We start from the raw sequence: 24,782 nt of genomic DNA, 5'->3' as shown, positions 1-24,782 counted from the left end.
TGCTGACGGAGGTTGCCGGTGCGCACGATGGAGTCGCCCACCCTCGTGGTCAGGAGACGAAGTGTGCAACTACTGCGGCTGTCGGGAGTTCCCGCTGATCGGCCGGCTCTCGGCCGAGCACGAGGCGATCGCGAACGCGGCCGGCCGGCTGCGCGGCGCGGTGCGGGCCGCCGGCCCGGACGCCCTGGTGGCGCTGGACGCGCTGCTGGCGCTGCTGATGCCGCACACCTCCACTGAGGAGGACGGCCTCTTCGTGGAGCTGCGGGCCGAGGGCAGCCTGGCCGGGGCGGTGGCGAAGCTCTGCGCGGAGCACGACGACATCCACGGCGTGCTCGGCGGCGTCGACCGGGCCGACCCGGACTGGCCCGCAGTGCTGGCCGCCCTGGACCGGCTCCACCGGCACATCGACAACGAGGAGCACGGTCTCTTCCCGGCCGCGGTGATCGCGCTGCCGATCCCGGCCTGGGACCGGAGCACCCCGGCGGAGGCGGCAGCCAGGTGAGGCGGCCCGGATGTCGGCCGCTGCCGACGCCGCCCCGCGGCTACCGGCGGTGCGCCTCGGTGGTCTCGACCGGCACGGTCTCGCCGAGGTCGTAGAGGGCGTCGAGCACGTCCTCGGTCTGCCCGCGTCGCGGCCGCCCAGCGCGGCGCCCCACCCGGCCGGCACCAGGAAGAGCACGCTCCACAGGGGCCCCCGGTCCCGAACCTGCCCGGCGATCTCCGGCAGGGTGACACCGAGACGGCCGGGCCCCGCTCCGTGCCCCGCCGGTGACCGCCCGACCGGGCCCGAAGTCCCGCCACGGACCCGCAGGTACAAAGCCGATGATCTCGGGACCTTCGGCCCGGTTTCCCGAGGTTGTACGTCGGCACCATGGCCAGGACGCCCTCGCTCGGGGTTGCACTTCGGCGCATCTGTCGAGAACGTGGGGCAGTACGGCCATCTATCGAAGGAATGAGGCGTATGTCGCGAGCCACCGATAGTGCGGGGCGGGCGCTGCTGGCCGTGGGCGGCCTGGTACGCCGGGCCGAGGTCTCCGCCGACGGCCGGACATTGCACCAGATCGGCGGCCGGGAGGCGGACGCCTTCTACCGGGACCGCTGGTCCTACGACAAGGTGGTGCGCTCCACGCACGGGGTGAACTGCACCGGCTCGTGCTCCTGGAAGGTGTACGTCAAGGACGGCATCATCACCTGGGAGCAGCAGCAGACCGACTACCCGAGCGTCGGGCCGGACCGGCCGGAGTACGAGCCTCGGGGCTGCCCCCGGGGTGCCGCCTTCTCCTGGTACACCTACTCCCCCACCCGGGTGCGCTACCCGTACGCGCGGGGCGTGCTGGTGGAGATGTACCGGGAGGCCAGGGGGCGCCTCGGTGATCCGGTGGCCGCGTGGGCGGACATCCAGGCCGACCCGGAACGACGCCGCCGCTACCAGAAGGCCCGCGGCAAGGGCGGCCTGGTGCGGATCACCTGGGACGAGGCGCAGGAGATGGTCGCCGCCGCGCACGTGCACGCGATCGCCGAGTACGGCCCGGACCGGGTCGCCGGCTTCTCCCCCATCCCGGCCATGTCGATGGTGTCGCACGCCGTCGGCGCCCGGTTCCTGTCCCTGCTCGGCGGCTCGATGCTGTCGTTCTACGACTGGTACGCCGACCTGCCGGTGGCCTCCCCGCAGGTCTTCGGCGACCAGACCGACGTGCCCGAGTCCGGGGACTGGTGGGACGCCTCCTACTTCGTCATGTGGGGCTCCAACGTCCCGGTGACCCGCACGCCGGACGCACACTGGATGGCCGAGGCGCGCTACCGGGGGCAGAAGGTCGTGGTGGTCAGCCCCGACTTCGCCGACAACGTCAAGTTCGCCGACGAGTGGATGCCCGCCCAGCCGGGCACCGACGGCGCCCTGGCGATGGCGATGGGGCACGTCATCCTCAAGGAGTTCTTCGTCGACCGGCGCACCCCGCGCTTCGTCGACTACGTCCGCAGGTTCACCGACCTGCCGTTCCTGGTCACCCTGGAGCCGGGTGCCGACGGGGCGTACCGGCCGGGCAAGTTCCTCACCGCCGACGACCTGGGCGAGACGGACAAGGAGGCGGCCTTCCGGACGGTGCTCTGGGACTCGGCCACCGACGCTCCCGCCGTGCCGCGGGGCAGCCTCGGCCACCGTTGGGGCGAGCAGCAGGGCCAGTGGAACCTGGACCTGGGCGACCTGGAGCCGGCGCTGACCTGCCTCGGGGCGGGCGACGCGGTGGAGGTGGAGCTGCCTCGGTTCGACACCGACACCCCGCAGGCGCTGCGCCGGGGCGTGCCGACCCGCACGGTGCGGGGCCAGTTGGTGACCAGCGTCTTCGACCTGGTGCTGGCCCAGTACGGGGTGGGCCGCGACGGTCTGCCGGGCCAGTGGCCGACCGGGTACGACGACGTCGAGGCGCCGTACACGCCGGCGTGGCAGGAGCCGGTCACCGGGGTGCCGGCGGCGCAGGTGGCCCGGGTGGCGCGGGAGTTCGCCGACAACGCGGACCGCTCCGGCGGACGGTCGATGATCCTGCTCGGCGCCGGCACGAACCACTGGTTCCACTCCGACGCCACCTACCGGGCGATCCTGGCGCTGGTCACCCTCACCGGCTGCCAGGGGGTCAACGGCGGCGGCTGGGCGCACTACGTGGGGCAGGAGAAGTGCCGCCCGGCGACCGGCTGGGCGCAGCTCGCGTTCGGCCTGGACTGGGTCCGCCCGCCCCGGCAGATGATCGGCACCGCCTTCTGGTACGTGCACACCGACCAGTGGCGCTACGACACCTACTCCGCCGACGTGGTCTCCTCCCCCACCGGCACCGGCGCGTTCGCCGGCAAGCACACCATGGACCTGCTGGCTCAGTCGGCCCGCTCGGGCTGGATGCCGTCGATGCCCACCTTCGACCGCAGCCCGCTCGACCTGGCCGACGAGGCTCTCGCCGCCCGGCCGGACGACCCGGCGGGCTGGGTGGCCGAGCGGCTCGGCGCGGGCGACGTGACGTTCGCCTGCACCGACCCGGACGCGCCGGAGAACTGGCCACGGGTGCTGACCGTCTGGCGGGCCAACCTGCTCGGCTCGTCGGCCAAGGGCAACGAGTACTTCCTGCGGCACCTGCTCGGCACCGACGCGAACCTGCGCGCCGAGGAGGCGCCGGAGGAGTTGCGGCCCAAGGACGTGACCTGGCGGGAGGAGGCCCCGGAGGGCAAGCTCGACCTGCTGCTGAGCCTGGACTTCCGGATGACCTCCACGACGCTCTTCTCCGACATCGTGCTGCCCGCCGCCACCTGGTACGAGAAGCACGACCTGAGCAGTACCGACATGCACCCGTTCGTGCACGCCTTCACCCCGGCGATCAACCCGCCGTGGCAGACCCGGACCGACTTCGACGCCTTCCACGGCATCGCGAAGGCGTTCTCCACGCTCGCCGGGCCGCGGCTGGGCGTACGCAAGGACCTGGTCGCGGCGCCGCTGCTGCACGACACCCCGGACGCGATGGCGACCCCGCACGGCCGGGTCCGCGACTGGGCGGCGACCGGGGAGACCCCGGTGCCGGGCCGGACCATGCCGAAACTGGTGGTGGTCGAGAGGGACTACGGCGCGATCGCCGACAAGATGGCCGCGCTCGGGCCGCTGATGGACACCCTCGGCACCACCGGCAAGGGCTTCTCGGTCGACGTGCGGCCGGAGGTCGAGTATCTGCGCCACAAGAACGGTGAGGTGCGCGGCGGCGCCGCGGACGGGCGGCCGTCGCTGGCGAAGGACACGCACGCCTGCGAGGCGATCCTGGCGCTGTCGGGCACCACCAACGGGCGGGTCGCCACCGCGGGCTTCCGGGACGTGGAGAAGCGCACCGGGGTACGCCTGGCGGACCTGGCTGCCGAGCACGAGGGCAAGCAGATCACCTTCGCCGACACCCAGTCCCGCCCGGTGCCGGTGATCACCAGCCCGGAGTGGTCGGGCAGCGAGCACGGCGGCCGCCGCTACTCCCCGTTCACCATCAACACCGAGCGGCTCAAGCCCTGGCACACGCTCACCGGCCGGCAGCACTTCTTCCTCGACCACGACTGGATGCACGAGGCCGGCGAGGCGCTGCCGATCTTCCGGCCGCCGTTGGACATGCACAAGCTCTTCGGCGAACCGAGACTCGGCCACAACGGGGAGCTGGAGATCACCGTCCGCTACCTCACCCCGCACTCGAAGTGGTCCATCCACTCCGAGTACCAGGACAACCTGATCATGCTCACGCTGTCCCGGGGCGGCCCGACGATGTGGATGAGCGAGGCCGACGCGGCGAAGATCGGCGTCCGGGACAACGAGTGGATCGAGGCGGTCAACCGCAACGGCGTGGTGGTCTGCCGGGCCGTGGTGACGCACAAGATGCCCGAGGGCACGGTCTACATGTACCACGCCCAGGAACGGGTGATCGACGTGCCCAAGTCGGAGACCAACGGCCGGCGCGGCGGCATCCACAACTCGCTGACCCGGCTGCTGGTCAAGCCCACCCACCTCATCGGCGGGTACGCGCAGCTGTCCTTCGCGTTCAACTACCTCGGCCCGACCGGCAACCAACGCGACGAGGTCACCGTGATCCGCCGCCGCTCCCAGGAGGTGCAGTACTGATGCGGGTCATGGCACAGATGGCGATGGTGATGAACCTCGACAAGTGCATCGGCTGCCACACCTGCTCGGTCACCTGCAAGCAGGCGTGGACCAACCGCTCCGGCGTCGAGTACGTCTGGTTCAACAACGTGGAGACCCGCCCCGGGCAGGGCTACCCGCGCACCTACGAGAACCAGGAGCGCTGGCAGGGCGGCTGGGTGCGGACCCGCTCCGGCAAGCTCAAGCCACGCTCCGGTGGCCGGGTGAAGAAGATGTTCAGCATCTTCGCCAACCCGAAGCTGCCGTCCATGCAGGACTACTACGAGCCGTGGACGTACGACTACGAGCACCTGATCAACGCGCCGGCCGGCGAGGACACCCCGGTGGCCCGGCCGAAGTCGCTGCTCACCGGCCAGGATACGAAGATCACCTGGAGCGCCAACTGGGACGACTCGCTCGCCGGCGGCAACGAGATCGCCGCCGGTGACCCGGTGCTGGCGAAGGTCTCCGGCCAGGTGAAGCAGGAGTTCGAGAAGACCTTCATGTTCTTCCTGCCGCGCATCTGCGAGCACTGCCTCAACCCGTCCTGCGCGGCCTCCTGCCCGTCGGGGGCGATCTACAAGCGGGCCGAGGACGGCATCGTGCTGGTCGACCAGGACCGCTGCCGGGGCTGGCGGATGTGCGTGACCGGCTGCCCCTACAAGAAGGTCTACTTCAACCACCGCACCGGCAAGGCCGAGAAGTGCACCTTCTGCTTTCCGCGCATCGAGATCGGCCAGCCCACCATCTGCTCCGAGACCTGCGTGGGGCGGCTGCGCTACCTCGGGCTGATGCTCTACGACGCCGACCGCGTCGCCGAGGCCGCCGCCATCGCCGACGAACACGACCTGTACGACGCGCAGCGGTCGGTCTTCCTCGACCCGCACGACCCGGCCGTGGTCGCCGCCGCCCGCGAGGCCGGCATCCCGGACGACTGGATCGACGCCGCGCAGCGCTCGCCGATCTGGGACCTGATCATGCGCTACGAGGTGGCGCTGCCGCTGCACCCGGAGTACCGGACCATGCCGATGGTCTGGTACATCCCGCCGCTGTCGCCGGTGGCCGACGCGCTGCGCGAGACCGGCCACGACGCGGAGGAGGCCGGCAACCTCTTCGGGGCCATCGACGCGCTGCGCATCCCGGTGGAGTACCTCGCCGAGCTCTTCACCGCCGGCGACCCGGAGCCGGTGCGCGGGGTGCTGAACCGGCTCGCCGCGATGCGCTCCTACCAGCGCCGGATCAACCTGGGCGAGGAGCGCGACGAGTCCATCGCCGCCGCGGTCGGCATGACCGGCGCGGAGATGGACGAGATGTACCGGCTGCTCGCCATCGCCAAGTACGAGCAGCGGTACGTCATCCCCGCCGCGCACGCCGAGGACGCGCACCGGCTGGAGAAGATCGCCACCGAGTGCAGCCTCGATTACGAGGGCGGCCCCGGGATGGGCGGCGGCGGCCCGTACGGCCAGGGGCCCTTCGGGGAGTCCTCCGGCACGCCGGTGCCGGTCCAGGTGGAGACCTTCCACATGCTGCGCGACCGGCAGACCGCGGAGGGCTTCACCGACCCGGGCGACGAACCCCGCCGGGTCAACCTGCTCAACTGGGACGGCAAGGGCAGCCCGAAGGGCCTCTTCCCGCCCCGCAGCCGCGAATCCGCACCCGTCGACGGAGGTAACCCGTGAGCCGGCCGACCTGGCGGGCGGTGGCCGCCCGCGCGGCGTCCCTGCTGCTGCGCTATCCCGAAGAGGAGGTTCTCACAGCGCTGCCCACCGTGCGGGCCGCGCTCGACGGCCTGCCGGCCGAGGTCGCCCGGCCGCTGCGCGAGGTGGTCGCCCACCGGGAAGCCGCCGCGCCGGTCGAGCTGCGGACCGCCTACGTGGAGGTGTTCGACTTCCGGCGCCGCTGCTGCCTGCACCTGACGTACTACACCTGCGGCGACACCCGTCGCCGGGGTGAGGCGCTGGTCGACTTCGCCGCCGCATACAAGGCGGCCGGACTGACCGTCGTCGACGGCGAGCTGCCCGACTTCCTGCCCGCTGTCCTCGACCTGGCCGCCGCCGACGACGACGGGTGGCGGCTGCTGCGGGAGAACCGCGTCGGCCTCGACCTGCTGGTCGAGGCGCTGGGGCGGGAGAAGTCGGTGTACCGGCAGGCCGTCGCCGCCGTCCGGGAGATGCTGCCGCCCGCCCAGCCCGGGGACATCGCCGCCGCCGCCCGGCTGGCCCGCACCGGGCCGCCGGTGGAGCAGGTCGGACTCGAACCATTCGGACTGGTCGACACGACTGGAGGACGCCGATGAACATCCTGCTGTGGGTGGTGTACCCGTACCTGTCGATCGCGATCCTCGTCGGCGGCCTGATCTGGCGCCACCGCTACGACAAGTTCGGCTGGACGACCCGATCCTCCCAGCTCTACGAGAGCAGCATCCTGCGGTGGGGCAGCCCGCTGTTCCACTTCGGAGTGCTGATGGTCCTGATCGGACACATCGGTGGCCTGGTGGTCCCGAAGTCCTGGACCGAGGCGGTCGGCGTCACCGAGCACACCTACCACCTCATGGCCGTGTTCATCGGCACGGTGGCCGGCTTCTGCACCCTGATCGGGCTGGGCATCCTGATCGCCCGCCGCCGGTTGACCGGGCCGGTCTTCGCCGCCACCACCCGCAACGACAAGGCGATGTACGTGGTGCTGGCGGGGGTGATCGTGCTAGGCCTCTGGGCCACGGTGCGGGCCAACGTCGCCGGCCCCGGCTACGACTACCGGGAGACCATCTCCCCGTGGTTCCGGTCGCTGTTCTACCTCCGCCCGGACCCCGAGATCATGGCCGGCGTCCCAATGGGCTTCCAGATCCACATCCTGGCCGCCTTCGCGCTCTTCGCGTTCTGGCCGTTCACCCGCCTCGTCCATGCGTTCAGCGCTCCGGTCGGCTACGCCACCCGCCCCTACGTCGTCTACCGCAGCCGGGACGACCGGCCCGGACTGCGGCCGACCCGCCCCGGATGGGAAGGGCCGCCCCGGCTGCCCACCCCGCGCGGCGGTCGGACCCGCTCACGCCGGTGACCACCGCACCGCACCACACCGGCAGTCACCATTCGTCCCGACCCGCGACGGAGTGGGCCGCGGCGCGGGCGCTGGCCCACCGGCTCCCCGCTCCCCTGCCCGCGGAGTCGGTACCGCTGGCCTGCGCCGCCGGCCGGACCCTCGCGGCGCCACTGGTCGCGGCGGTCCCGCTGCCCGGGTTCGACAACTCCGCGATGGACGGATACGCGGTGCGCGGTCCGGGCCCGTGGCGGGTGGTCGGCCAGATCCTGGCCGGTCGCACCCACGCCGTCGCGCCCCTGGTCGAGGGGACCGCCGTAGAGGTGGCCACCGGCGCTCCCGTCCCGGGCCGGGCGGACCGGGTCGTGCCCTACGAGATCGCCGACCGGATCGGTGACGTCCTGCGGGCGGTGCCGGGCGACCGTCGGCACATCCGGTGCGCGGGCGAGTACGCCGCCCGCGGTCAGGAACTGGTGCCCGCGGGTTCGCCGGTCACGCCGGCGGTGCTGGGGCTGGCCGCGAGCGTCGGCCTCGACCACCTCACCGTCCGGGCCCGACCCCGGGCCCGCCTGTTGATCAGCGGCGACGAGGTGGTCCACGCCGGCCGTCCCCCGTGGGGCAGGGTCCGGGACGCGATCGGCCCGATGCTGGCCCCGCTGCTGTCCGCCTGGGGAGCGGACCTCCTCGGTCCACGGATGGTCGGCGACCAGCCCGACTGGTTCGCCGGGGCGATCGCGGACAGCACGCGAGACGCCGACGTGACGGTCGTCTGCGGGGCGTCCTCCGTCGGCCCGGCGGACGGGCTGCACGCGTCGCTGCGGCACCTCGGGGCCGTGGCGCACGTGGACGGGGTGCGGTGCCGGCCCGGGCACCCACAGGTCCTGGCCCAGGCCGGGGCCCGCTGGATCGTCGGCCTGCCGGGCAACCCGTACGCGGCGCTGGTCGCCGCGCTCACCCTGATCGACCCGCTGCTCACCGGGCTGGCCGGACGGCCGCCGGCCGATCTGGACACCGCCGTCCTCACCACCGATCCGTTGCGCCTCGACGAGCGGAACACCCGGATCGTGCCGGTCCGGCGCGGCGCGCGGGGCCTGCGGCTGGTCGACGGGGCGCACCCGGGATACCTGGGCGCGGCGGCGGACGCCGACGCGCTGGCCGTGGTGCCGCCCGGTTGGCGCCCCGGTACCCCGGTCGGTCTGCTCACCCTGCCGTGGCAGGTGGGACGTCCTCCTGGGCCGGGTCTTCCGGCCCTGCCGGGGTGGGTTGGCTCGAGCGAGGCTCGTACCGGTGAAGCGGACCGCCGCATTCCCCTTTGACGCCGCGACAGCAGCACGACGATCCCGACGGAGTTGAACGATGACCAGCATCCGTGACCGGCAAGCCGGGTCCACCGCCCCGGTCGGGCGTCCCGAGGCCACCTCCGGCGCCGCCCTCCAGCTAGCCATGGCCACCCTCGGCTTCCTGGTGAACTTCTGGGCATGGGCCCTGCTCGGTCCGCTGGGCCCCGGCATCAAGGAACGGCTGGGGCTCGGCTTCGCCGCGCAGTCCCTGCTCGTCGCGGTGCCGGTGATCGTGGGCTCGCTGGGCCGCATCCCGGTCGGCGCGCTCACCGACCGGTACGGGGCCCGGGTAGTCTTCCCGCTGGTCACCGTCGCCACCATCGTGCCGGTGCTGACCCTCACCACGGTCTCCTCCTACCCGGCGCTGATCGTGACCGGCTTCTTCCTCGGCATCGGCGGCACCGCCTTCGCCGTCGGCGTCCCGCTGGTGTCCGGCTGGTATCCGCCGGCCCGGCGCGGCTTCGCCATCGGCGTGTTCGGTGTCGGCATGGGTGGCACCGCGATCGCCAACTTCACCACCGTCCGGCTGGCCGACGCCTACGGGGAGCGGGCCCCGTTCCTGCTGGTAGCGGCGATCCTGGCGGCGTACGCGGTGCTGTCGTTCCTGCTGCTGCGCGACGCGCCGGGCCCGGCCCGGCCCACCGGGTCGGCCTGGCAGCGGCTCGCCGGCGTCGCCCGGCTGACCGTCACCTGGCAGCTGTGCTTCCTGTACGCGGTCGGGTTCGGCGGATTCGTGGCCTTCAGCGTGTACCTGCCGGCGTACCTGCGCACCGCCTACGGGCTCAGTGCCGCGGACGGTGCGCTGCGGACCGCCGGGTTCGTCGTGCTCGCCGTGCTGGCCCGCCCGGTGGGCGGCTGGCTCTCCGACCGGCTACACCCCGTGCCGGTGCTGGTGTGGTGCTTCTCCGGGGTGGCCGGGTTCGCCGTCGTGCAGGCCTTCCAGCCGGCCCTGATGCCGGTGGCCACGGTCGCGCTGCTCGGCATGGCGGTGCTGCTCGGCGCGGCCAGCGGCGCGGTGTTCGCCTTGGTCGGCAAGGTCGCCCCCGCCGACCAGGTGGGCGCGGTCACCGGGCTGGTCGGAGCCGCCGGCGGGCTCGGCGGGTTCGTGCCGCCGCTGATCATGGGCTGGGTGTACGGGTCGCAGGGCTCCTACGCCATCGGGCTGATGCTGCTCTCCGACGTGGCGCTGGCCGCCGCGGTGTTCACCGCGGTGAAGATGGGAGGCCTGGCCCGCCGCGCCGGTTGACGGTCCCGGTACGGCCTGACCGGCGCCACACCGGTCGGGCCAGGCACGACAAAGCTGAATCCGGGTAAACGCCAGCCCCGTGCCGAGCCGCCGTGATAATCCTTCTACTATGCGGTTGTAGTAGAAGAGGATGTCGGGGCGGCCGACCTCTGGGGGTGGGATGCGACAGGTGAGGGTGGGGCGTCCACCGGCGCGCGCGCCGCTGCGGCTGGCGCTTCTCGTCGCCGTGACGCTCGGCGTGTTCGGCATGCACACCCTCGGCCACCCGGGCGAACCCGGAGCCGCCCACGCGAGCACCGCCCACCGGAGCGCCGCCGCGCCCGCCGCCGAACACGGACCCGACGGCTCGCCCGGACACCGGGGCGGGGAGCACGCGTTCACCGTGTGCCTGGCGGTGCTGGGCGGCGCCCTGATCCTCGGCGTCCTGTCCCTGCTGCGGTCCCGCCATCGCGGCGCACGCACGCCGACCGGCCACCGCCGGCGGGTGATCAGCCCGGATCGAGGTCCACCCCGCCGGCCCATCGGGCTGCGACTGCGAGCCGTCACGGTCCTGCGCACGTGAGCAGACCCCGGTCCGGCGCCTCGCCCGGACCGACGGCCCTGTTCCGACCCACCTCACGACAAGGACCACGTACCAGATGACGCCAACCATCCTGCGTCGCGCCGCCCTCGCGGGCGTCGCCCTGTCCGCCCTGCTCACCGTCGCCGCCTGCGGTGGCGCGGACGACGCCGGCGGCATGACGCACGACGCCGGCAGTGCCACGCCGAGCGCCTCGTCCTCGGCCAGCGCCAACGCCAACGACGCGGACGTGATGTTCGCCCAGATGATGATCCCGCACCACCAGCAGGCCGTCGCCATGGCCGACCTGGCCCCGACGCGCGCGAGCGACAGCGAACTGAAGGACCTGGCCGCAAAGATCAAGGCGGCGCAGGACCCGGAGATCGCCACCATGAAGGGGTGGCTCACGGCCTGGGGCAAGCCCACGGACCTGCCCAGCGACCACAGCATGCCCGGCACGAGCGCCACGCCCGGGCACGGCATGCCGGGGATGGACGCGGGGATGCCCGGCATGATGTCCGAGCAGCAGATGACGGACCTCGCCGCGGCGAAGGGCCCCGCGTTCGACAAGATGTTCGCCGAGATGATGATCGCCCACCACAAGGGCGCCATCGACATGGCCCGGACCGAGCAGGCCGACGGCAGCAACCCCGAGGCCAAGGCGCTGGCCGCCAAGATCGCCGCGGATCAGGCCACCGAGGTGCAGACCCTGCAGAAGATCCTCGACCGCCTGTAGCCGGCGTGGTGCGGCCGGTTCCGGTCTTGGCGTCGGAACCGGCCGCACCGCCGCGCGGTGACTCCGCCGCGTCGCCTCGCGTACCCTGAGCGACACGAAGGAGGGCACGTGGCGGAACTGGGCAAACTCGAATCGGCCGTCATGGACGTGCTGTGGCGTGCCTCTGATCCGATGCTCGTGCGCGACGTCCTCGACGCGGTGACCACCGAGCGGGCGCTGGCGTACACGACCGTCCTCACCGTGCTGGACAACCTGCACCGTAAGGGCTGGGCCGTTCGCGAGAAGGACGGCAAGGCCTACCGCTATCGCGCCGCCGGCACCCGCGAGGAGATCACCGCGCGCACCCTGCGTCGGGTCATCGAGACGAGCAGCCATCCCGACCTGGTGCTCATGCACTTCGCCCGGTCCGCCTCCGACCACGAGCTGCACATCCTGCGGCGGGTCCTCGACGAGCGGAAGTCCGAGGCGTGAGCCTCGCGCTCGCCCTCGTCACCGGCGCCGCGGCCGTGGCCTGGTGGGGTCCCGCCGCGCTGCGGTGGTGCTTCCGGCATGTCGCCGATCCCGTCGCGATGCTGCTCGGCTGGCTCGGCCTGCTCGTCGCGATGATCGCCACCTTTCTCCTGGCCACCGTGATGCTCCTCGCCCCGGGCAGCACCCGGCAGTGGGCACTGCACGACCTCGCTCGCGTCTGCTGGCACTGGGCCCAACCCAGCCGGCCGGCCGCCGTCGACGAGGTCGTCGGGGCGGTAGGAGCCCTGCTCCTGCTGACCGTGCTCGCCCGCTTCACCATGACCTGCACCCAGCGGGCCTACCGCGCCCACCGCGCCCGTCGCGCCCACGCCGACCTGCTCACGCTCGCCGGCGGGCCGCCTGCGTCCGGTGAGGCGGTGCTGTGGATTCCACACCCGACCCCGATGGCGTACAGCATCGGCGGATCCCGCGGACTCACGGTCCTGGCCAGCGCCGCCGGTGACCTGCCGGCAGAGCAGCTCGCCGCGGTGCTCAGCCACGAACGCGCCCACCTGCGCGAGCGCCACCACCTCCTCGTCGGCGCAGTGGAGGGGCTCGCGGCGGCCGTACCGTGGCTGCCGCTGACCCGGCAGGCGCCCTCGGCCGTACGCCTGCTCGTCGAACTGCGCGCCGATGCCGCCGCGGTCCGCGAGTGCGGCCCGAGCGCCGTACGCGACGCGCTGCTGACCTTCGCCGGCGCGCCGCACCCACCGTCGGCGCTGTCGATGGCCGGCGCCGAGGTGGCCATCCGACTCCAACGCCTTCAGGGGTACCGGCCGGACCGCCGCAACGTGCTCGCCCGCGCCGCGCTCGCCTCGGCCACCCTGGCCGCACCCCTGGTCGTCGGCGTGGCCGCCGGCATCCTGTTCTGCCTGTAACGCCCGCAACCCCGTCCGCGACACGCGGCCGTGCATCCGGTGGGCGTTGCCTACGTGCCGGCGTTGACCAGGATCGCGGTGACCAGCAGGACAGCGACCATCAGCACCGCCTCGACCAGCACCGTGCGACGCAGGCGACGCGTGCCGCCCGGCGCGGGATCGTCCAACCGGGGTACCACCCGCCTGCTGTTGTAGAGCCCGATGACGGCGACGACCGCCACCAACGCGACCTTGACCAGCAGCACCCGCCCCCAACTGGTGCTCACCAGGTGACCCGGCCGGTCCAGGATCGCCACGGTCAACGCGACGCCGGCGACTCCGGTCAACGTCACCGCCGCCGTGGCCGGCACGGAGAACCGCACCGCCATCTCGGCGGCCCCGGTCGGCGCACCGAGACGTGCACGCCCCAGCAGCAGCGCGGCCAGGAGCAGGACCCCACCGACCCACACGGCTGCGGCGAGAGTGTGCGCGACGTCCGCCGCCACGACGATCATCCGCGGTCGCGCGGTGACGGTGTGCCCGTCGAGCAGGAACGAACCCACCAGCAGCGCCACGGTGACACCCAGAAGCACGGGCCGGACCGCGCGCGCCCGGACCCGGTGCGCGTCGTCGTCGTGCGCTTCGCCGACGGTGGGCACGACCAGGGGTTGAGGGTCGGTCGGGATACCGGCGACGGTCGCTGCGGCGTGCCGGCCGACCGCGTGCCGGCCCCGGATCAACGCCGCCTCCAAGGACCCGGCCACGAGCAACCCGGCCGCGCCGGCGAGCCGCAGACCCAGGCCGGCGGCCACCGGTGTACGACTGAGCGCGGTCAACGCCTGTGTGCCGGCCGCCGAGGCGAGACCACCATCGGCACTGAACACCGCCGCCAGCGCCGCGAGTTCGAGCACCGCGCCGGCTGCCACCGTCAGCCCGGCCGCCCGCACCCAGACCTGGACCACCTGGATGTCGCGGCGCGTTCCCACCAGCGTGGTCAACGCGAAGACCAGACCACCGACACCGAGCAGGGTCGCCCCGTAGGACAGCCACCGGCCCGCCACGCCGACGAACCGCACCGCCCCCTGTTCGGCGTCAGCGGTATGACCCACCGCGTGCCCGCCGGCATGGGCCGACGGCGACGCCGACGGCAGTCCTGGCACACCGTGACCGGCATGCCCGGGCGGACCGGCGGTGGGCCGGGGCGTGGCCGTCGCCCCGGGTGCCGCAGCCGACGGAACCACAGTGAACGCCACGTCGCCGGTCAGCGGGTGAGCATCAGGGGCGGCGACACTCCACCGCAGCGCGAACTCCCCGCCGGTCAACGGGGCGGCCGGGTGCACCAGCCACGTACGACCCCCGTCCGGGGTGTGACTGGTCACCGCAACGGCCTCGCCGTCGCGGGAAAGCCGGAAACCGGCCCCGGTGGGCGTGCCGGGCGCGCTGAACGTCAGCCGGACCTCTCCGACAGCGCCACTCACCCTCGCGCCGTCGGCCGGCACGGCCTTGACCAGCTTGAAGTGCGCGGCGGCCGGCGAGGCGAACCCGAGCACCACGAACAGGGCTGGACACCACGCCAGCCATACCAGCAGCACCCACCGTGCCACGCCACGCATCGGCAACCTGCGCCGGGAAGACCTCGTCGATGTGGCGGACACCGTCAGGCCACCTGGGCATGCCGCGAGAAAGGCACTGCTGAACCCTCCGTCGAGAAGACATGGACCCGGCGCCCATCGCTCCGACCTGACGCGGTCGCCATCATAGGGCAACTACTAGCAAGGAGTAGTAGCTCACTGGTCCCGCGCAAATCGACGGCGGCCCCGCCGAGGTCGGACACGCGCAGGTCACCAGGGCTCGGGCAGGCCACCGGCGTCGCGGTGTCCGCGTCGGACCGGCCACCCCGCGACCGGGCAGACAGTGGCTCTGGTCACGATCTTCGGGCCGGATCGTCGTGACCAGCGCTTTCCGCGCCGGGAACGTTCCGGACGTGCGGTCACGAAGGGCGCAGACCGCGCTAGTTTTGCGCCGTGCGTGGGTATCGGATCGGCATCCTCGGTCGGATCGAGGTGAGCGTCGACGGTGTGGCCGTGTCGCTCGCCCCGCTGGAGCGGGCACTCGTCGCGAGCCTGGCGGCCCACCACGGACGCATCGTCTCCGTCGACCGCCTGATCGACGGGCTCTGGCCGTACGATCCGCCCACGGGGGCGCGCAACCGGGTCCAGGCGGTCGTCGCCTCGGTCCGCCGCGGCGCGAAGCCGGAGCTGATCCTCACCCGCTCGCCCGGCTACCAGCTGAACCCCGTGGCGGTCGTCGACTCGGCGGAGTTCGCCGCCGAGGTAGCGGCCGCCGCGGCCACCGCCGATGCCCGCCGCGCCGTGGAGCTGCTCGACCGGGCGCTGGCGCGCTGGCGCGACGACGCGTTCGTCGACGTCGGGTCGCGGCTCGTCGAGTACGAGCGCGATCGGCTTCGTGAGCTGCGCGAGCACGCGACAGAGCTGCGCGCCGAGGCACTGCTCTCGCTCGGTCTGCACCGGGAACTCGTGCCGGAGCTGACCACGCTGGTCCGCGACCGACCCCTGCGGGAGCGGCTGCGTGGCCAGCTGATGGTGGCCCTGCACCGCAGCGGCCGACAGGCGGAGGCGCTCGCCGTGTACCGGGCCGGGGTCCGGGTGCTGGCGGAGGAGCACGGCATCGACCCGGGGCCGGAGCTGCGGCAACTGCACCGGGAGATCCTCGGCAGCGAGCAGGAGACGTCCCCGCGGGGGTGGGTGCGTCCCAACCAGCTTCCCGGAGTCACCGGTGACTTCGTCGGGCGGGACAAGGAGCTGGGGCTGCTGCTGTCGTTGCTGGGGCGCACCCCGACGGTCGCCGGGGTCGCCCAGGTGATCGTCGTGACCGGGCTGGCGGGAACGGGCAAGACCACGCTGGCGCTGCGCGCGGCCCACGAGAGCCGGCACCGCTTCCCCGGGGGGTGCCTCTACGCGGACCTGCGCGGCAACACCCCGGATCCGGCGCGGCCCGGCACGGTGCTCGGCGCGTTCCTGCGCGCCCTCGGCGTGGCCGGCGAGGCCATCCCGGCGGCGGCCGAGGAGCGCGCGGCGCTGTACCGCTCCGTGCTCGCCGACCAGACCTTGCTGGTGATGTTGGACAGCGCGGCGGACGCGGCGCAGGTGCGTCCGCTGCTGCCGCCCGGCGGCAGCGCTGTCGTCACGAGCACGGGAGCGCTGCCGGGGCTGGCGGGCGCCGAGGTCGTCCCGGTCGACGTGCTGCCGATCGACGACGGCCTGGACCTGCTGGCCGGGCTCGCCGGCGGCGAGCGAATCGACCGGGAGGCCGGGGCCGCCGCCGACGTCGTGGAGCTGTGCGGTCGCCTGCCGCTGGCGTTGCGAATCGCCGGCGTGCGGCTGGCCGAGCGGGAGGCGATGACCGTGGCGCGGTTACGCGAGCGGCTGCGCGACGAGCGACGGCGCCTCGACGAACTCTCCCTCGACGGGCTCGACGTGCGCAGCAGCTTCACCGTCGGGTTCGAGCGGTTGCCGCAGCCCGCCGCGCGGCTGCTCGCGGTGCTCAGCCGCACGTCGCTGCGCAGCTTCGGCATGTGGGACGAGACCACCGAGCCGCTGCTGGAGCAGCTGTGCCGGGCCCACCTGCTGACCGACGACGCCAGCGGCCGGGTACGCATGCACGACCTGGTCAGGCTCGTCGCCCGGGAACGCACCGAGGTCCCCGTCGACGAGGTCGTCGCGTGGTACGCACGGCTGCACGCGTACGCCGAGCGGGCCGACGCGTCGCTGCCCTGCGGGGCCCTGCCGGTGGCCGACGCGGGGCCGGCGCTCGACGCCTGGGAGGCCGTCGACTGGTTCGAGGCGGAGCGGGAGAACCTGGTCGCGGCGGTGCAGGACCTGCTGCGGCTGGGCGCCGTCGACCTGGCGGGGCGGTTGGCCTGCACGATGGGCAACTTCGCGACGATGCGCAGCCAACACCTGCCCGAGCTGGTCGACTGTCTGCGCGCCGTGCTCGACCGCCACGCCGAGCTGCCGTCGGCGACCCGGATGTCGCTGCGGCTGCACCTGGGCACGGCGTACCGGTCGCTGAACCGGCACGCCGAAGCCGTGCCGCTGCTGCGCGCGGCGCAGCGGGCCGGCCGCGGGCGGTGGGTGGCGCACCGCCTCGTCGCCCTGCAGGGCTACTCGCTGTGCTGCCGCCACCTCGGCAGGTTGCGGGAGGCGGACGCCGCGCTGCTGGTGATGGTGCGGCTGTGCGCCGCGCACTGGCCGGTCGGCCGCGTCGGCGGGCACGTGCTGCTGGCCCTCGGCATGCAGCACGGGCAGTACCGGCTCACCTCCCCGTTCGCCTTGGACGCCTGCGCTGCGGCCCTGCGGGTCTTCGTCGACGACGGCGACCTGTGGGGCGAGGCGCTCGCGCGGGAGACCATCGGGCTGCTGCACCGGCACGCCGAGCAGTGGCCGCCAGCCGTGGAGCAGCTTCGGCAGGCGGTGGCCGCCGCGCGCCGGCTCGGCGACCGGATGAGCGTGACCACGGCCGAGCAGGCGCTGGCCGCGACGCACCTCGCGGCCGGCGACGGCGAGGCGGCACGGCGGCTGCTGCGGCGTACGGTGCTGGCGTTCCACGAGCTGCGTCACGAGTGGGGCGAAGCGATCTCCCGGCGGCTGCTCGGCAAGGCGCACCTCGAGGAGGGCGACGCGGACCGGGCGGTGGTGGAACTGGAGAGCTCGGTGGCGATGCTGCGCGGCGTCGGGCAGCCGTTCCCGCTGGCGAACTCGCTGCACCTGCTCGCGCGGGCGCAGGCCACCCTCGGCAGGCACGACCGGGCCGTCGCGCTGGGCGAGGAGGCGCTGCACATCTTCGAGCACTTCGACTCCGCGTACGTCGACGACCTGCGCGAATCGCTGACGCGTTGGCGGAGCGCAGCCGGCGCGCAGTAGGAGCGCAGGGCACGCGCAGCGGCACCCAGCACAGTGATGGCAGTCACCCACCAAGGAGGTCTGCCATGACCAAGCTCATCAACCGCGTCGGCGACGCGATGCTCAGCAAGGTGCTCGGCCGCGAGGTGGCCGGCGCCTGCGTGCCGGAGCACGGCCAGTCGTGCTGCGCGGTGTCCAACGGCTACTGCTCGGGCGGTTCGTACTTCCGCTACTACCGGCGGAGCACCCTGTCCTGCACCGGCGTGTGCTCGGTCACGACGTCGTCGCCGATCTGCTACACCAAGAAGGTCGGCGTCTGCTGACCTGGCTCATCCTCGGGGGCCGCGCCGTCGGCGCGGCCCCCACTCCCCGCTGACTCGTTGAGGAGTTCCCATGCCGGGTTTCGCCTACGCCGCCATCGCCGTGATCGGCGCGGTCGCCGTGCTCAACCTGACCCTGACCCTGGCCCTCGCCCGGCGGCTCCGGGAGACGCAGACCGCCGCCGCCCACGACGGCGGGGCCGCCCCCGAGGTGCTGCCCGCCCCGGGCCTGGAGGTCACCGGCTTCCCGCACGTCGACCTGACCGCAGGTCGGCGCACGGTGGTCATGCTGACCCCCACCTGTCCACCGTGCCAGACCATCCTGGACACCCTCACCGTCGACGCCCGGCGCTACCGCCACGACACCTTCGTGTTCATGATCGGCATGCCGGAGGACACGGTGGAGATGGCGCCCCGCCTGGCCGACTTCGACACGGCGACCATCAACGAGGACCAGGCGGAGAAGGAGTTCGGGGTCAAGGGCTTCCCCGCCGTGCTGTCGGTCGTCGACGGCGTCGTCGTCAACTCCAGCCACCAGCTTCCGGTCCTGGCCTGAGACGTGGCCACGCTGCGAGCCGCCCTGCGACTGGGCTGCGCGGACCGCAGGGCGCTCGCCGCCACGGTCGCCCTCGTCGTCATCGGCGCGGCGCCCCCGATCGGCGTCGCGTGGTTCACCAAGCTGCTGTTTGACGAGGTCGGCAGGGGCCGCTCGGCCGACCCGTCGACCGCCACCTGGTACGCCGTGGCGATCGCCGTCCTGGGCGCGCTGGCGGCGATCGCCAGCCGGGTGTCCGGATACTTCACCACGGCCCTGCAGAACGCGATCACGATCGCCGCCGACGTGCGGCTGTACCGGAAACTGAACACCTTCGTCGGGCTGGGCCCGTTCGAGCAGCCGGCCCTGCGCGACCGGCTGGCGCTGGCCCAGCAGGCCGCCACCCAGGCGCCGTACGTGGTCGTCATGTTCGCGGTCGACGTGGCCCAGAACGTCGTCACCATCGGCGGCTTCACCGTGATCCTGACGTCCCTCTGGCCGCCGGCCGGTCTGCTCCTGCTCGCCGTGGCGGTGCCCGACTTCCTCATCCAACTGCGACTGTCCCGGCGGACCGCGCGGGCCGTGGAGGAGAGCGCCAGCCTGTTCCGGGCCCGGTTCCTGTTCCAGACCGTGCTGACCGACCTGCGCGCCGCCCGGGAGGTGCGCCTCTACCACCTCGGCCGTTTCTTCCACGACCGGCTCATCGGCGCGGTGCGCTCGGCCGCCGGGATCGAGCTGGCCGCCGCCCGGCACACCACGGCGGTGCAGGCGTGCTGGGCGTTGGCCGGCGCCGCGGTGACCCTCACCGCGACGGTGTTCGCGGTGAACGCCACGGTCCGTGGCCGGCTCAGCCTCGGCGACCTCACCCTCCTGCTGGCCGCGTTCACCGCGGCGCACAGCGGCCTGGCCGGCATCGCCGCCCAGCTCGGCGAGGCCGGTGCCGCCATGCGGCTGTTCCGGCACTACGTCGCCGTCCTCGACAGCCCCACCGACCTGGTCGACGGAACCCTGCCGGCGCCGCCGCTGCGCACCGCGATCAGGTTCGAGGACGTATGGTTCCGCTACGACGAGGACGGCCCCTGGGTCCTGCGGGGCGTCGACCTCACGATCACCGCCGGGCAGGCCGTCGGGCTCGTCGGACTCAACGGGGCCGGCAAGAGCACCCTGGTCAAGCTGCTCTGCCGGTTCTACGACCCGGACCGCGGCCGGATCACGTGGGACGGGGTGGACCTGCGCGAGCTGCGGATCGAGACGGTGCGCCGGCGGATGGGCGCGGTGTTCCAGGATTTCATGTGCTACGACCTCACCGCCGAGGAGAACGTCGGCATCGGCCGGCTGCCGCACACGACCGAGCAGGTCGTCGAGGCTGCCGCGCACGCCGAGATCCACGACCGCCTGCGCGCCCTCCCCCACGGGTACGCCACGCTGCTCAGCCGCACCTTCGCCGGCCAGGACGGCGAGCCCGGCGTGACGCTCTCCGGCGGGCAGTGGCAGCGGGTCGCGCTCGCCCGGTCCCTGATGCGCGCCGACGCCGACCTGCTCATCCTGGACGAGCCCAGCTCCGGGCTCGACGCGGACGCCGAGACCCGCGTGCACGCCTCGCTGACCCGGATCCGCCACGGCCGCACCGGGCTGCTGATCTCCCACCGGCTCAGCACCCTGCGCGACGCGCGGCGCATCGTCGTGCTGGACGCCGGGCGAGTCGTCGAGTCGGGCACGCACGACGAGCTGATGGCGGCCGACGGCGAGTACGCCCGGCTCTTCCGCCTCCAGGCGGACGGCTACCAGCTGGCGGCGACATGACCGGCTGGCTGCGCCGCCGCTGGCGCCTCGTGGTGGTGAGCGGGCAGAGCATGGCGCCGACGCTGCGGGACGGCGACCGGCTCATCGTCCGCGTCGGCCGGGCGCCCGCCGTCGGTGACCTCGTCGTCTTCCGGGCCCGCGACGTCGTCCCCGCCTCCGACCTGACGTGGATGGTCAAACGGGTGCACCGGGTCGAACCGGACGGCGCCGTGACGGTACGGGGCGACAACACCCACAGCCAGGACTCGCGGCATTTCGGCGCGGTGCCACCCGAGGCGGTCCTCGGCGTGGTCAGAGGGAGGCGATGACAGATGTACGTCGAGATCGGGTGCCGGGTGCTGCTCGGCACGGTCCTGCTGGCGGCGGCGGTCGGGAAGGTCTCCGGCCGCGACGCCTACCGCGAGTTCACGCGCTCCGTGCGCGACATGGGCTTCCGGCCCGCCGGCCCGCTCGCCGCGGCCGTGGTCGCCGCCGAGTTCACCGCCGTGGTCCTGCTGGCGGTGTTCCCGCTGGCCGGATTCCTCGCCTCGGGCGCCCTGCTGCTCGCCTTCACCGCCGCCATCGTCGCGAACCTGCGGCGCGGCGGCGGCACCTGCCGCTGCTTCGGCCGCACCGCCGCGCCCCTGGGCTGGCACCACGTGTGGCGCAACGCGTTCCTCGTCGCCTGTGCCGTCGCCGGCGCGCTCGCGCCGGCCGGTGCCGTACGCCCCGGCGAGGCGGTCCTGGCCGGCGCCGCCGCGCTGGCCGTCGGCGTGCTGGTCGTCATGCTGGACGAGCTGCGCTACCTGTTCGGCGCCGCCAGCCGCACGTGACACAGCCGACCACGGCCGGGATGCCGCGGGTCCGGGCCAGGATCGCGGTGTGGCTGGTCGGCCCGCCCTCGGCGGTGACCAGGCCTGGTTCGAGACCGGCGGTGTCGGCGCACGCCAGGTCGCCGGCGATGAGCAGGTACGGGTGGCCGGGGTCCGGCACGCCCGGCATCGGCGGCCCCAGGCACGCCGCGACGTGGGGCCCCGCAGGTCGTCGAAGTCGCTGACCCCACGTCGCGGTCGCGCTCTTGGAGGCACACACCGGTACCGGTGATGCCCGATGGTTCCGCCGGGCGTGTCCTACGCCCGGCGGAACCGCAGTGGTTATCCGAGGACGAACCGGAAGAAGCGGGGGCGGTAGATGCCCGGATCGCGGTAGTGGTCCGCGTCCGGGGAGACACGGGTGTCCATGCTGTTGACGTTGTAGGAGGCGATGAAGGTGTCACCGGAGCTGAGCGCGGGGTGCACGTGGGCGTTGTAGGAGATGACGTTGGGGTTCCAGTAGCTGCCGTAGGGGCCGGGTTCCGGCATGCGGTAGACCGGGGTCTTCTGGGTGAAGGGGCCGTACGGTGAGCAGGACGTCCAGGCGTTGATCTGTCCGCTGAACGCCTCGGTGCTGTCCTGGCTGAGGAGGAGGAACTGTCCGCCCCAGGGGGTGACGCTGTACTCGTTGGCGATGCCGGTCAGCAGGTTGCGGGAGTTCTGCTCGCGGAGCGTCCAGCCCCACGGCGTGTGGTACTGCCAGGTGCCGTTGGCGAGGTCGCTGCCGTACACCCGGGCGATGCGCATCTGCTTGTTGATCGGGGAGTCGTCGACGCCGTAGACGTAGGTGTAGCCGTCGCCGCTGCGGCTGGCCGGCAGCAGCCCCGAGCCCCAGGCGACCCCGCTGGCAGAGGGCAACTCCCGGACGCTGACCGGGGTCCGCAGGTTGGACAGGGCGAAGTTGGCAACGACGTTGCGGTTGAACCGCCAGTCCCAGGCGCCGGAGCCGAACCGCTCGTACTCCTGGTACACGACTTGAAGTTGTCCGCCCGAGAGGTGGCCGTCACCGACCCAGTACCACTTTCCGGGTCCGGACGGCGGCATCAACGCCCGAGGCGCCCCGGCGGTGCCACCCTGGTAGGTGGTGAGGCTGCCGCCGTTCTGCACGACGAAGGTGTTGTTGACCAGGGGGGCGCTCACCGGGCGGGTGCCGTCGCTGTTGAGCGGGCCCATCCAGGTGTCGGAGAACAGCCAGACGATCCGGCCGTCGGGCAGCTTCACCGAGTACGTGGAGTCGCCGCCGGTCCAGCCGTCCGGCGTGCTGGCGGCGTATCTGTTGAACGCGCCCTCCGGCTCGACCGTGGTCTCGACGCTGTGCACCGAGAGCGGGCGCAGCGCGCACGAGCGGGCCGTGAGTGGCAGCACGCTCTCCACATTCGTGGTGAACGTCTTCGGGCTGCTGTCCGCGTCGGCGGAGTGGATGTCCAGTTCGGTCCAGGTGGTCACCAGAGTGGCCACCATGGGGTACGCGAAGTCCGGCACCGTGATCAGTCCACCCGCGTCGGGATGGCGCACGGTGTGGATGCTCGGGTACTTCGCCAGCGTGCCGGTGCTTCCCGTCGGCGACCAGACGACGACGGCAGATCTGCGGTTGGCGTCCCTGGTGGTGTCCACCATCAGTGTCGAGCAGTATCCGCAGCTCGCGTCGCCGGAGTTCCTGACCGCGCGGAAGTCGTGGTAGACAGCACCGCCCTTACGCAGGATGTCCTGGTACTCCGCCTGGGCGCCGGCGGGCGTCGAGTGACTCTTACGGGCCGGTCTGGCGCCCCCGAGGGCGTCGTCGCTCGTCCCGCTCGCGCCGGTGAGGTTGCTGCGCCACAGGCTCGCGTCGGAGTCGGAGTAGCCGTAGATGCGCCAGGCGTCCACGGTCGGGGCGGGCGCGGCGTTCGCCTTGGCCAGTCGGTAGTTGGCGATGTGGTAGTTGAGGAGCATGTCCGCGAAGTTCAGGCCGTAGCCCTCAGCGGTGTGCCGGATCGCCTCGATCGGCAGATGGTCGTGGTCCCGGATGCTCTCCCACGTGCGTCGCACGAAGGAGGCGTCGACCTGCTCGGTGAGGTAGGTCGGCAGCAGGAACGCGCCATACTGCGGACCGCCGCCCAGCCCGCCCCAGGAGTTGAGTGCCGCCCCGGGCTTGCTGAGCACGTCGTAGACGTTGCGGGCGTACAGCTTCTCCTCGCCGGGGATGGGCACGTACGGCGCCCGGACGTAGGTCTGGTGGGTCGCCCACTCCGCGGTGGCCTCCATCCACCAGTTCATCGAGCCGAACTCCTTGCCACCCACGAAGAGGGCCAGGTAGTCCAGGCCGACGTCGGACCGGTCCCAGTACTGGTACTGCATGACGTGGAACAGCTCATGCCGCGGCAGGTAGTCCCAGTCGTCCTGCCCGTTGGGCACCAGCATGGTCGCCTGCTGGTTCAAGCCGAACGGCAGGACGAACGGCGCGTCGATCGGCAGGCCGACCCCGCCGACGATCGGAATCTCGTCGACGCCGTAGACCAGCACCCAGGGCTTGCCGTCCCGCACGGGCAGCGGGTAGCCCATCTCGCGATACTCGTCGACGGCGATCGAGAGCGCGTTCAGCAGATGCTGCACCGCCTTCGCCCGGCCGTTCGGGTTGGCGTCCGCCGGGATGCCCGGCCTGCCTCCACCGGCGATGTTGTAGAGGACGAGGAACTCGCCGGCCGACGCCCGGCAGCGATAGGTGACCCCGAGGTAGTCGTACGGTTCGGCGGCGCAGTCGTCGTAGCCGGCGGCCGTGGCGGCGCCGGCAGGCACCGCGACATCTGGCGCGATCGTCCGCGCCGCCTCCGGATCGGCGCTCGCCGCCAACATCGACAGGTATGTCAGATATCGCTGCGGGTCGCGGATGGCCCCGGTCGGTCGAAGGTGCGCCGGCACCGACCGGGGCGAGCGCACCGCGCCCAGGCCGTACCGCACCGCGTCGTCGCGGGAGAGCTTCCCCCGGTGGTACGCCGAGAGCACGCGTTCCCCAGGGCCGAAGTCGGGCGGGGCGGCCGTCCTGCCGGTGGCGGTGCTGAGCGGCGCCTCCTTGAACGGCGTCGGTTGCGGGACCGGCGGGGCGGCGACTCGCGGTTCGGTGTGCGGCGGCGCGACGGCTCCCACGGCGGCTGGCGCCGCGGCCGAATCGGGCGCCGCCTGCGCGGCGCCACTGGTCAACACGGCCGCTGCCAGCACAACTGTCGCGCTGAGCAGGGCCAGGGGGTCTCTCATCGCACTCCCTCTGTTGGATGACCGGCCGGTGCCGGTGCCGTCCGGCGGACGGCGCGTCGGGCCGGTGGATCGTTGTGCTCGGCCAGCAGGCATCGCACCCCGGCGATGCGTCGCTCATCGCCCCCCGGATGAGCGCACCGGACTCTGCGCACCCTTCGTCGCTCGCGGCCACCCCGTGCTGGCCGCGCCGCGAA

At 72.9% G+C, this 24,782-nt stretch carries 20 protein-coding genes and 1 pseudogene; 17 read left to right on the top strand and 4 right to left on the bottom strand.

The window, feature by feature from the left end; all coding sequences use genetic code 11:
- Positions 1 to 61: 61 nt before the first annotated feature.
- Entirely contained in the window at positions 62 to 502 is a 441-nt protein-coding gene (locus ML5_RS22210; protein ID WP_013476249.1) for a hemerythrin domain-containing protein, read from the top strand.
- A 49-nt stretch (positions 503 to 551) separates the two neighbouring features.
- On the opposite strand, the pseudogene ML5_RS32135 reads toward ML5_RS22210, so the two are convergent.
- Positions 552 to 727, bottom strand: a pseudogene (locus ML5_RS32135) (radical SAM/SPASM domain-containing protein); the annotation flags it as partial.
- A gap of 234 nt (positions 728 to 961) precedes the next feature.
- Between ML5_RS32135 and ML5_RS22205 the strand changes: the two are divergent.
- From ML5_RS22205 to ML5_RS22160, 10 genes are all read left to right on the top strand, one after another.
- Positions 962 to 4,627, top strand: coding sequence for a nitrate reductase subunit alpha (locus ML5_RS22205; protein ID WP_013476248.1), 3,666 nt, complete (start codon positions 962 to 964; stop codon positions 4,625 to 4,627).
- Positions 4,627 to 6,324, top strand: a complete 1,698-nt coding sequence (narH, locus tag ML5_RS22200; RefSeq protein WP_013476247.1) for a nitrate reductase subunit beta — start codon at positions 4,627 to 4,629, stop codon at positions 6,322 to 6,324. The genes ML5_RS22205 and narH overlap by 1 nt, the downstream gene beginning before the upstream one ends.
- Positions 6,321 to 6,941: a nitrate reductase molybdenum cofactor assembly chaperone gene (narJ, locus tag ML5_RS22195; RefSeq protein WP_013476246.1), complete on the top strand. Its 621-nt coding sequence runs from the start codon at positions 6,321 to 6,323 to the stop codon at positions 6,939 to 6,941. The genes narH and narJ overlap by 4 nt, the downstream gene beginning before the upstream one ends.
- A complete protein-coding gene (narI, locus tag ML5_RS22190) occupies positions 6,938 to 7,699 on the top strand; it encodes a respiratory nitrate reductase subunit gamma (RefSeq protein ID WP_013476245.1) in 762 nt (253 codons plus the stop codon). The genes narJ and narI overlap by 4 nt, the downstream gene beginning before the upstream one ends.
- A complete protein-coding gene (locus ML5_RS22185; RefSeq protein ID WP_013476244.1) occupies positions 7,696 to 8,994 on the top strand; it encodes a molybdopterin molybdotransferase MoeA in 1,299 nt (432 codons plus the stop codon). Before narI ends, ML5_RS22185 begins: the two co-directional genes overlap by 4 nt.
- A gap of 127 nt (positions 8,995 to 9,121) precedes the next feature.
- Positions 9,122 to 10,264, top strand: coding sequence for a nitrate/nitrite transporter (locus ML5_RS22180; RefSeq protein WP_174361801.1), 1,143 nt, complete (start codon positions 9,122 to 9,124; stop codon positions 10,262 to 10,264).
- A 160-nt stretch (positions 10,265 to 10,424) separates the two neighbouring features.
- Complete coding sequence (locus ML5_RS22175; RefSeq protein ID WP_013287116.1) at positions 10,425 to 10,826, top strand: DUF6153 family protein; 402 nt, start codon at positions 10,425 to 10,427, stop codon at positions 10,824 to 10,826.
- 76 nt (positions 10,827 to 10,902) lie between these two features.
- Positions 10,903 to 11,559 carry a DUF305 domain-containing protein gene (locus ML5_RS22170; RefSeq protein WP_013476243.1) on the top strand — a complete coding sequence of 219 codons (657 nt, stop codon included), beginning with the start codon at positions 10,903 to 10,905 and terminating at the stop codon, positions 11,557 to 11,559.
- 108 nt (positions 11,560 to 11,667) lie between these two features.
- Positions 11,668 to 12,030, top strand: a complete 363-nt coding sequence (locus ML5_RS22165) for a BlaI/MecI/CopY family transcriptional regulator (protein WP_013476242.1) — start codon at positions 11,668 to 11,670, stop codon at positions 12,028 to 12,030.
- Complete coding sequence (locus ML5_RS22160) at positions 12,027 to 12,947, top strand: M56 family metallopeptidase (RefSeq protein ID WP_013476241.1); 921 nt, start codon at positions 12,027 to 12,029, stop codon at positions 12,945 to 12,947. Before ML5_RS22165 ends, ML5_RS22160 begins: the two co-directional genes overlap by 4 nt.
- A gap of 50 nt (positions 12,948 to 12,997) precedes the next feature.
- On the opposite strand, the gene ML5_RS22155 is transcribed toward ML5_RS22160, so the two are convergent.
- Positions 12,998 to 14,539, bottom strand: a complete 1,542-nt coding sequence (locus ML5_RS22155; RefSeq protein WP_013476240.1) for a CopD family protein — start codon at positions 14,537 to 14,539, stop codon at positions 12,998 to 13,000.
- A gap of 411 nt (positions 14,540 to 14,950) precedes the next feature.
- Between ML5_RS22155 and ML5_RS22150 the strand changes: the two genes are divergently transcribed.
- The 6 genes from ML5_RS22150 to ML5_RS22125 all read left to right on the top strand — a co-directional run bounded on the left by ML5_RS22150 (position 14,951) and on the right by ML5_RS22125 (position 21,318).
- Positions 14,951 to 17,869: an AfsR/SARP family transcriptional regulator gene (locus ML5_RS22150; RefSeq protein WP_013476239.1), complete on the top strand. Its 2,919-nt coding sequence runs from the start codon at positions 14,951 to 14,953 to the stop codon at positions 17,867 to 17,869.
- 65 nt (positions 17,870 to 17,934) lie between these two features.
- On the top strand, positions 17,935 to 18,171 hold the full coding sequence (locus ML5_RS22145; protein WP_013287122.1) for a hypothetical protein: 237 nt from the start codon (positions 17,935 to 17,937) through the stop codon (positions 18,169 to 18,171).
- A gap of 70 nt (positions 18,172 to 18,241) precedes the next feature.
- Positions 18,242 to 18,724: a hypothetical protein gene (locus ML5_RS22140; protein WP_013476238.1), complete on the top strand. Its 483-nt coding sequence runs from the start codon at positions 18,242 to 18,244 to the stop codon at positions 18,722 to 18,724.
- 3 nt (positions 18,725 to 18,727) lie between these two features.
- Positions 18,728 to 20,506, top strand: coding sequence for an ABC transporter ATP-binding protein (locus tag ML5_RS22135; protein ID WP_013476237.1), 1,779 nt, complete (start codon positions 18,728 to 18,730; stop codon positions 20,504 to 20,506).
- A complete protein-coding gene (locus tag ML5_RS22130) occupies positions 20,503 to 20,814 on the top strand; it encodes a S24/S26 family peptidase (protein WP_013287125.1) in 312 nt (103 codons plus the stop codon). The genes ML5_RS22135 and ML5_RS22130 overlap by 4 nt, the downstream gene beginning before the upstream one ends.
- A gap of 3 nt (positions 20,815 to 20,817) precedes the next feature.
- Entirely contained in the window at positions 20,818 to 21,318 is a 501-nt protein-coding gene (locus ML5_RS22125) for a MauE/DoxX family redox-associated membrane protein (protein WP_041784252.1), read from the top strand.
- On the opposite strand, the gene ML5_RS31660 is transcribed toward ML5_RS22125, so the two are convergent.
- Both ML5_RS31660 and ML5_RS22120 read right to left on the bottom strand, forming a co-directional pair.
- Positions 21,269 to 21,487, bottom strand: coding sequence for a PEP-utilizing enzyme (locus ML5_RS31660; protein ID WP_083816958.1), 219 nt, complete (start codon positions 21,485 to 21,487; stop codon positions 21,269 to 21,271). The genes ML5_RS22125 and ML5_RS31660 overlap by 50 nt on opposite strands.
- 152 nt (positions 21,488 to 21,639) lie before the next feature.
- Positions 21,640 to 24,588 (bottom strand): hypothetical protein, encoded by a 2,949-nt coding sequence (locus ML5_RS22120; RefSeq protein WP_013476236.1) that lies wholly within the window; start codon positions 24,586 to 24,588, stop codon positions 21,640 to 21,642.
- Positions 24,589 to 24,782 lie beyond the last annotated feature (194 nt).

Source organism: Micromonospora sp. L5, from assembly GCF_000177655.2.
Taxonomy (GTDB): Bacteria; Actinomycetota; Actinomycetes; order Mycobacteriales; family Micromonosporaceae; genus Micromonospora; species Micromonospora aurantiaca.
This window is presented reverse-complemented; position numbering and strand designations above follow the sequence as displayed.

Coding starts and splice junctions, on each gene's coding strand:
- narH (WP_013476247.1), top strand. CDS start 4,627: ATGCGGGTCATGGCACAGATGGCGATGGTGATGAACCTCGACAAGTGC.
- ML5_RS22170 (WP_013476243.1), top strand. CDS start 10,903: ATGACGCCAACCATCCTGCGTCGCGCCGCCCTCGCGGGCGTCGCCCTG.
- ML5_RS22125 (WP_041784252.1), top strand. CDS start 20,818: ATGTACGTCGAGATCGGGTGCCGGGTGCTGCTCGGCACGGTCCTGCTG.
- ML5_RS22140 (WP_013476238.1), top strand. CDS start 18,242: ATGCCGGGTTTCGCCTACGCCGCCATCGCCGTGATCGGCGCGGTCGCC.
- narI (WP_013476245.1), top strand. CDS start 6,938: ATGAACATCCTGCTGTGGGTGGTGTACCCGTACCTGTCGATCGCGATC.
- ML5_RS22145 (WP_013287122.1), top strand. CDS start 17,935: ATGACCAAGCTCATCAACCGCGTCGGCGACGCGATGCTCAGCAAGGTG.
- ML5_RS22120 (WP_013476236.1), bottom strand. CDS start 24,588: ATGAGAGACCCCCTGGCCCTGCTCAGCGCGACAGTTGTGCTGGCAGCG.
- ML5_RS22180 (WP_174361801.1), top strand. CDS start 9,122: ATGGCCACCCTCGGCTTCCTGGTGAACTTCTGGGCATGGGCCCTGCTC.
- ML5_RS31660 (WP_083816958.1), bottom strand. CDS start 21,487: ATGCCGGGCGTGCCGGACCCCGGCCACCCGTACCTGCTCATCGCCGGC.
- ML5_RS22175 (WP_013287116.1), top strand. CDS start 10,425: ATGCGACAGGTGAGGGTGGGGCGTCCACCGGCGCGCGCGCCGCTGCGG.
- ML5_RS22130 (WP_013287125.1), top strand. CDS start 20,503: ATGACCGGCTGGCTGCGCCGCCGCTGGCGCCTCGTGGTGGTGAGCGGG.
- ML5_RS22155 (WP_013476240.1), bottom strand. CDS start 14,539: ATGCGTGGCGTGGCACGGTGGGTGCTGCTGGTATGGCTGGCGTGGTGT.
- ML5_RS22205 (WP_013476248.1), top strand. CDS start 962: ATGTCGCGAGCCACCGATAGTGCGGGGCGGGCGCTGCTGGCCGTGGGC.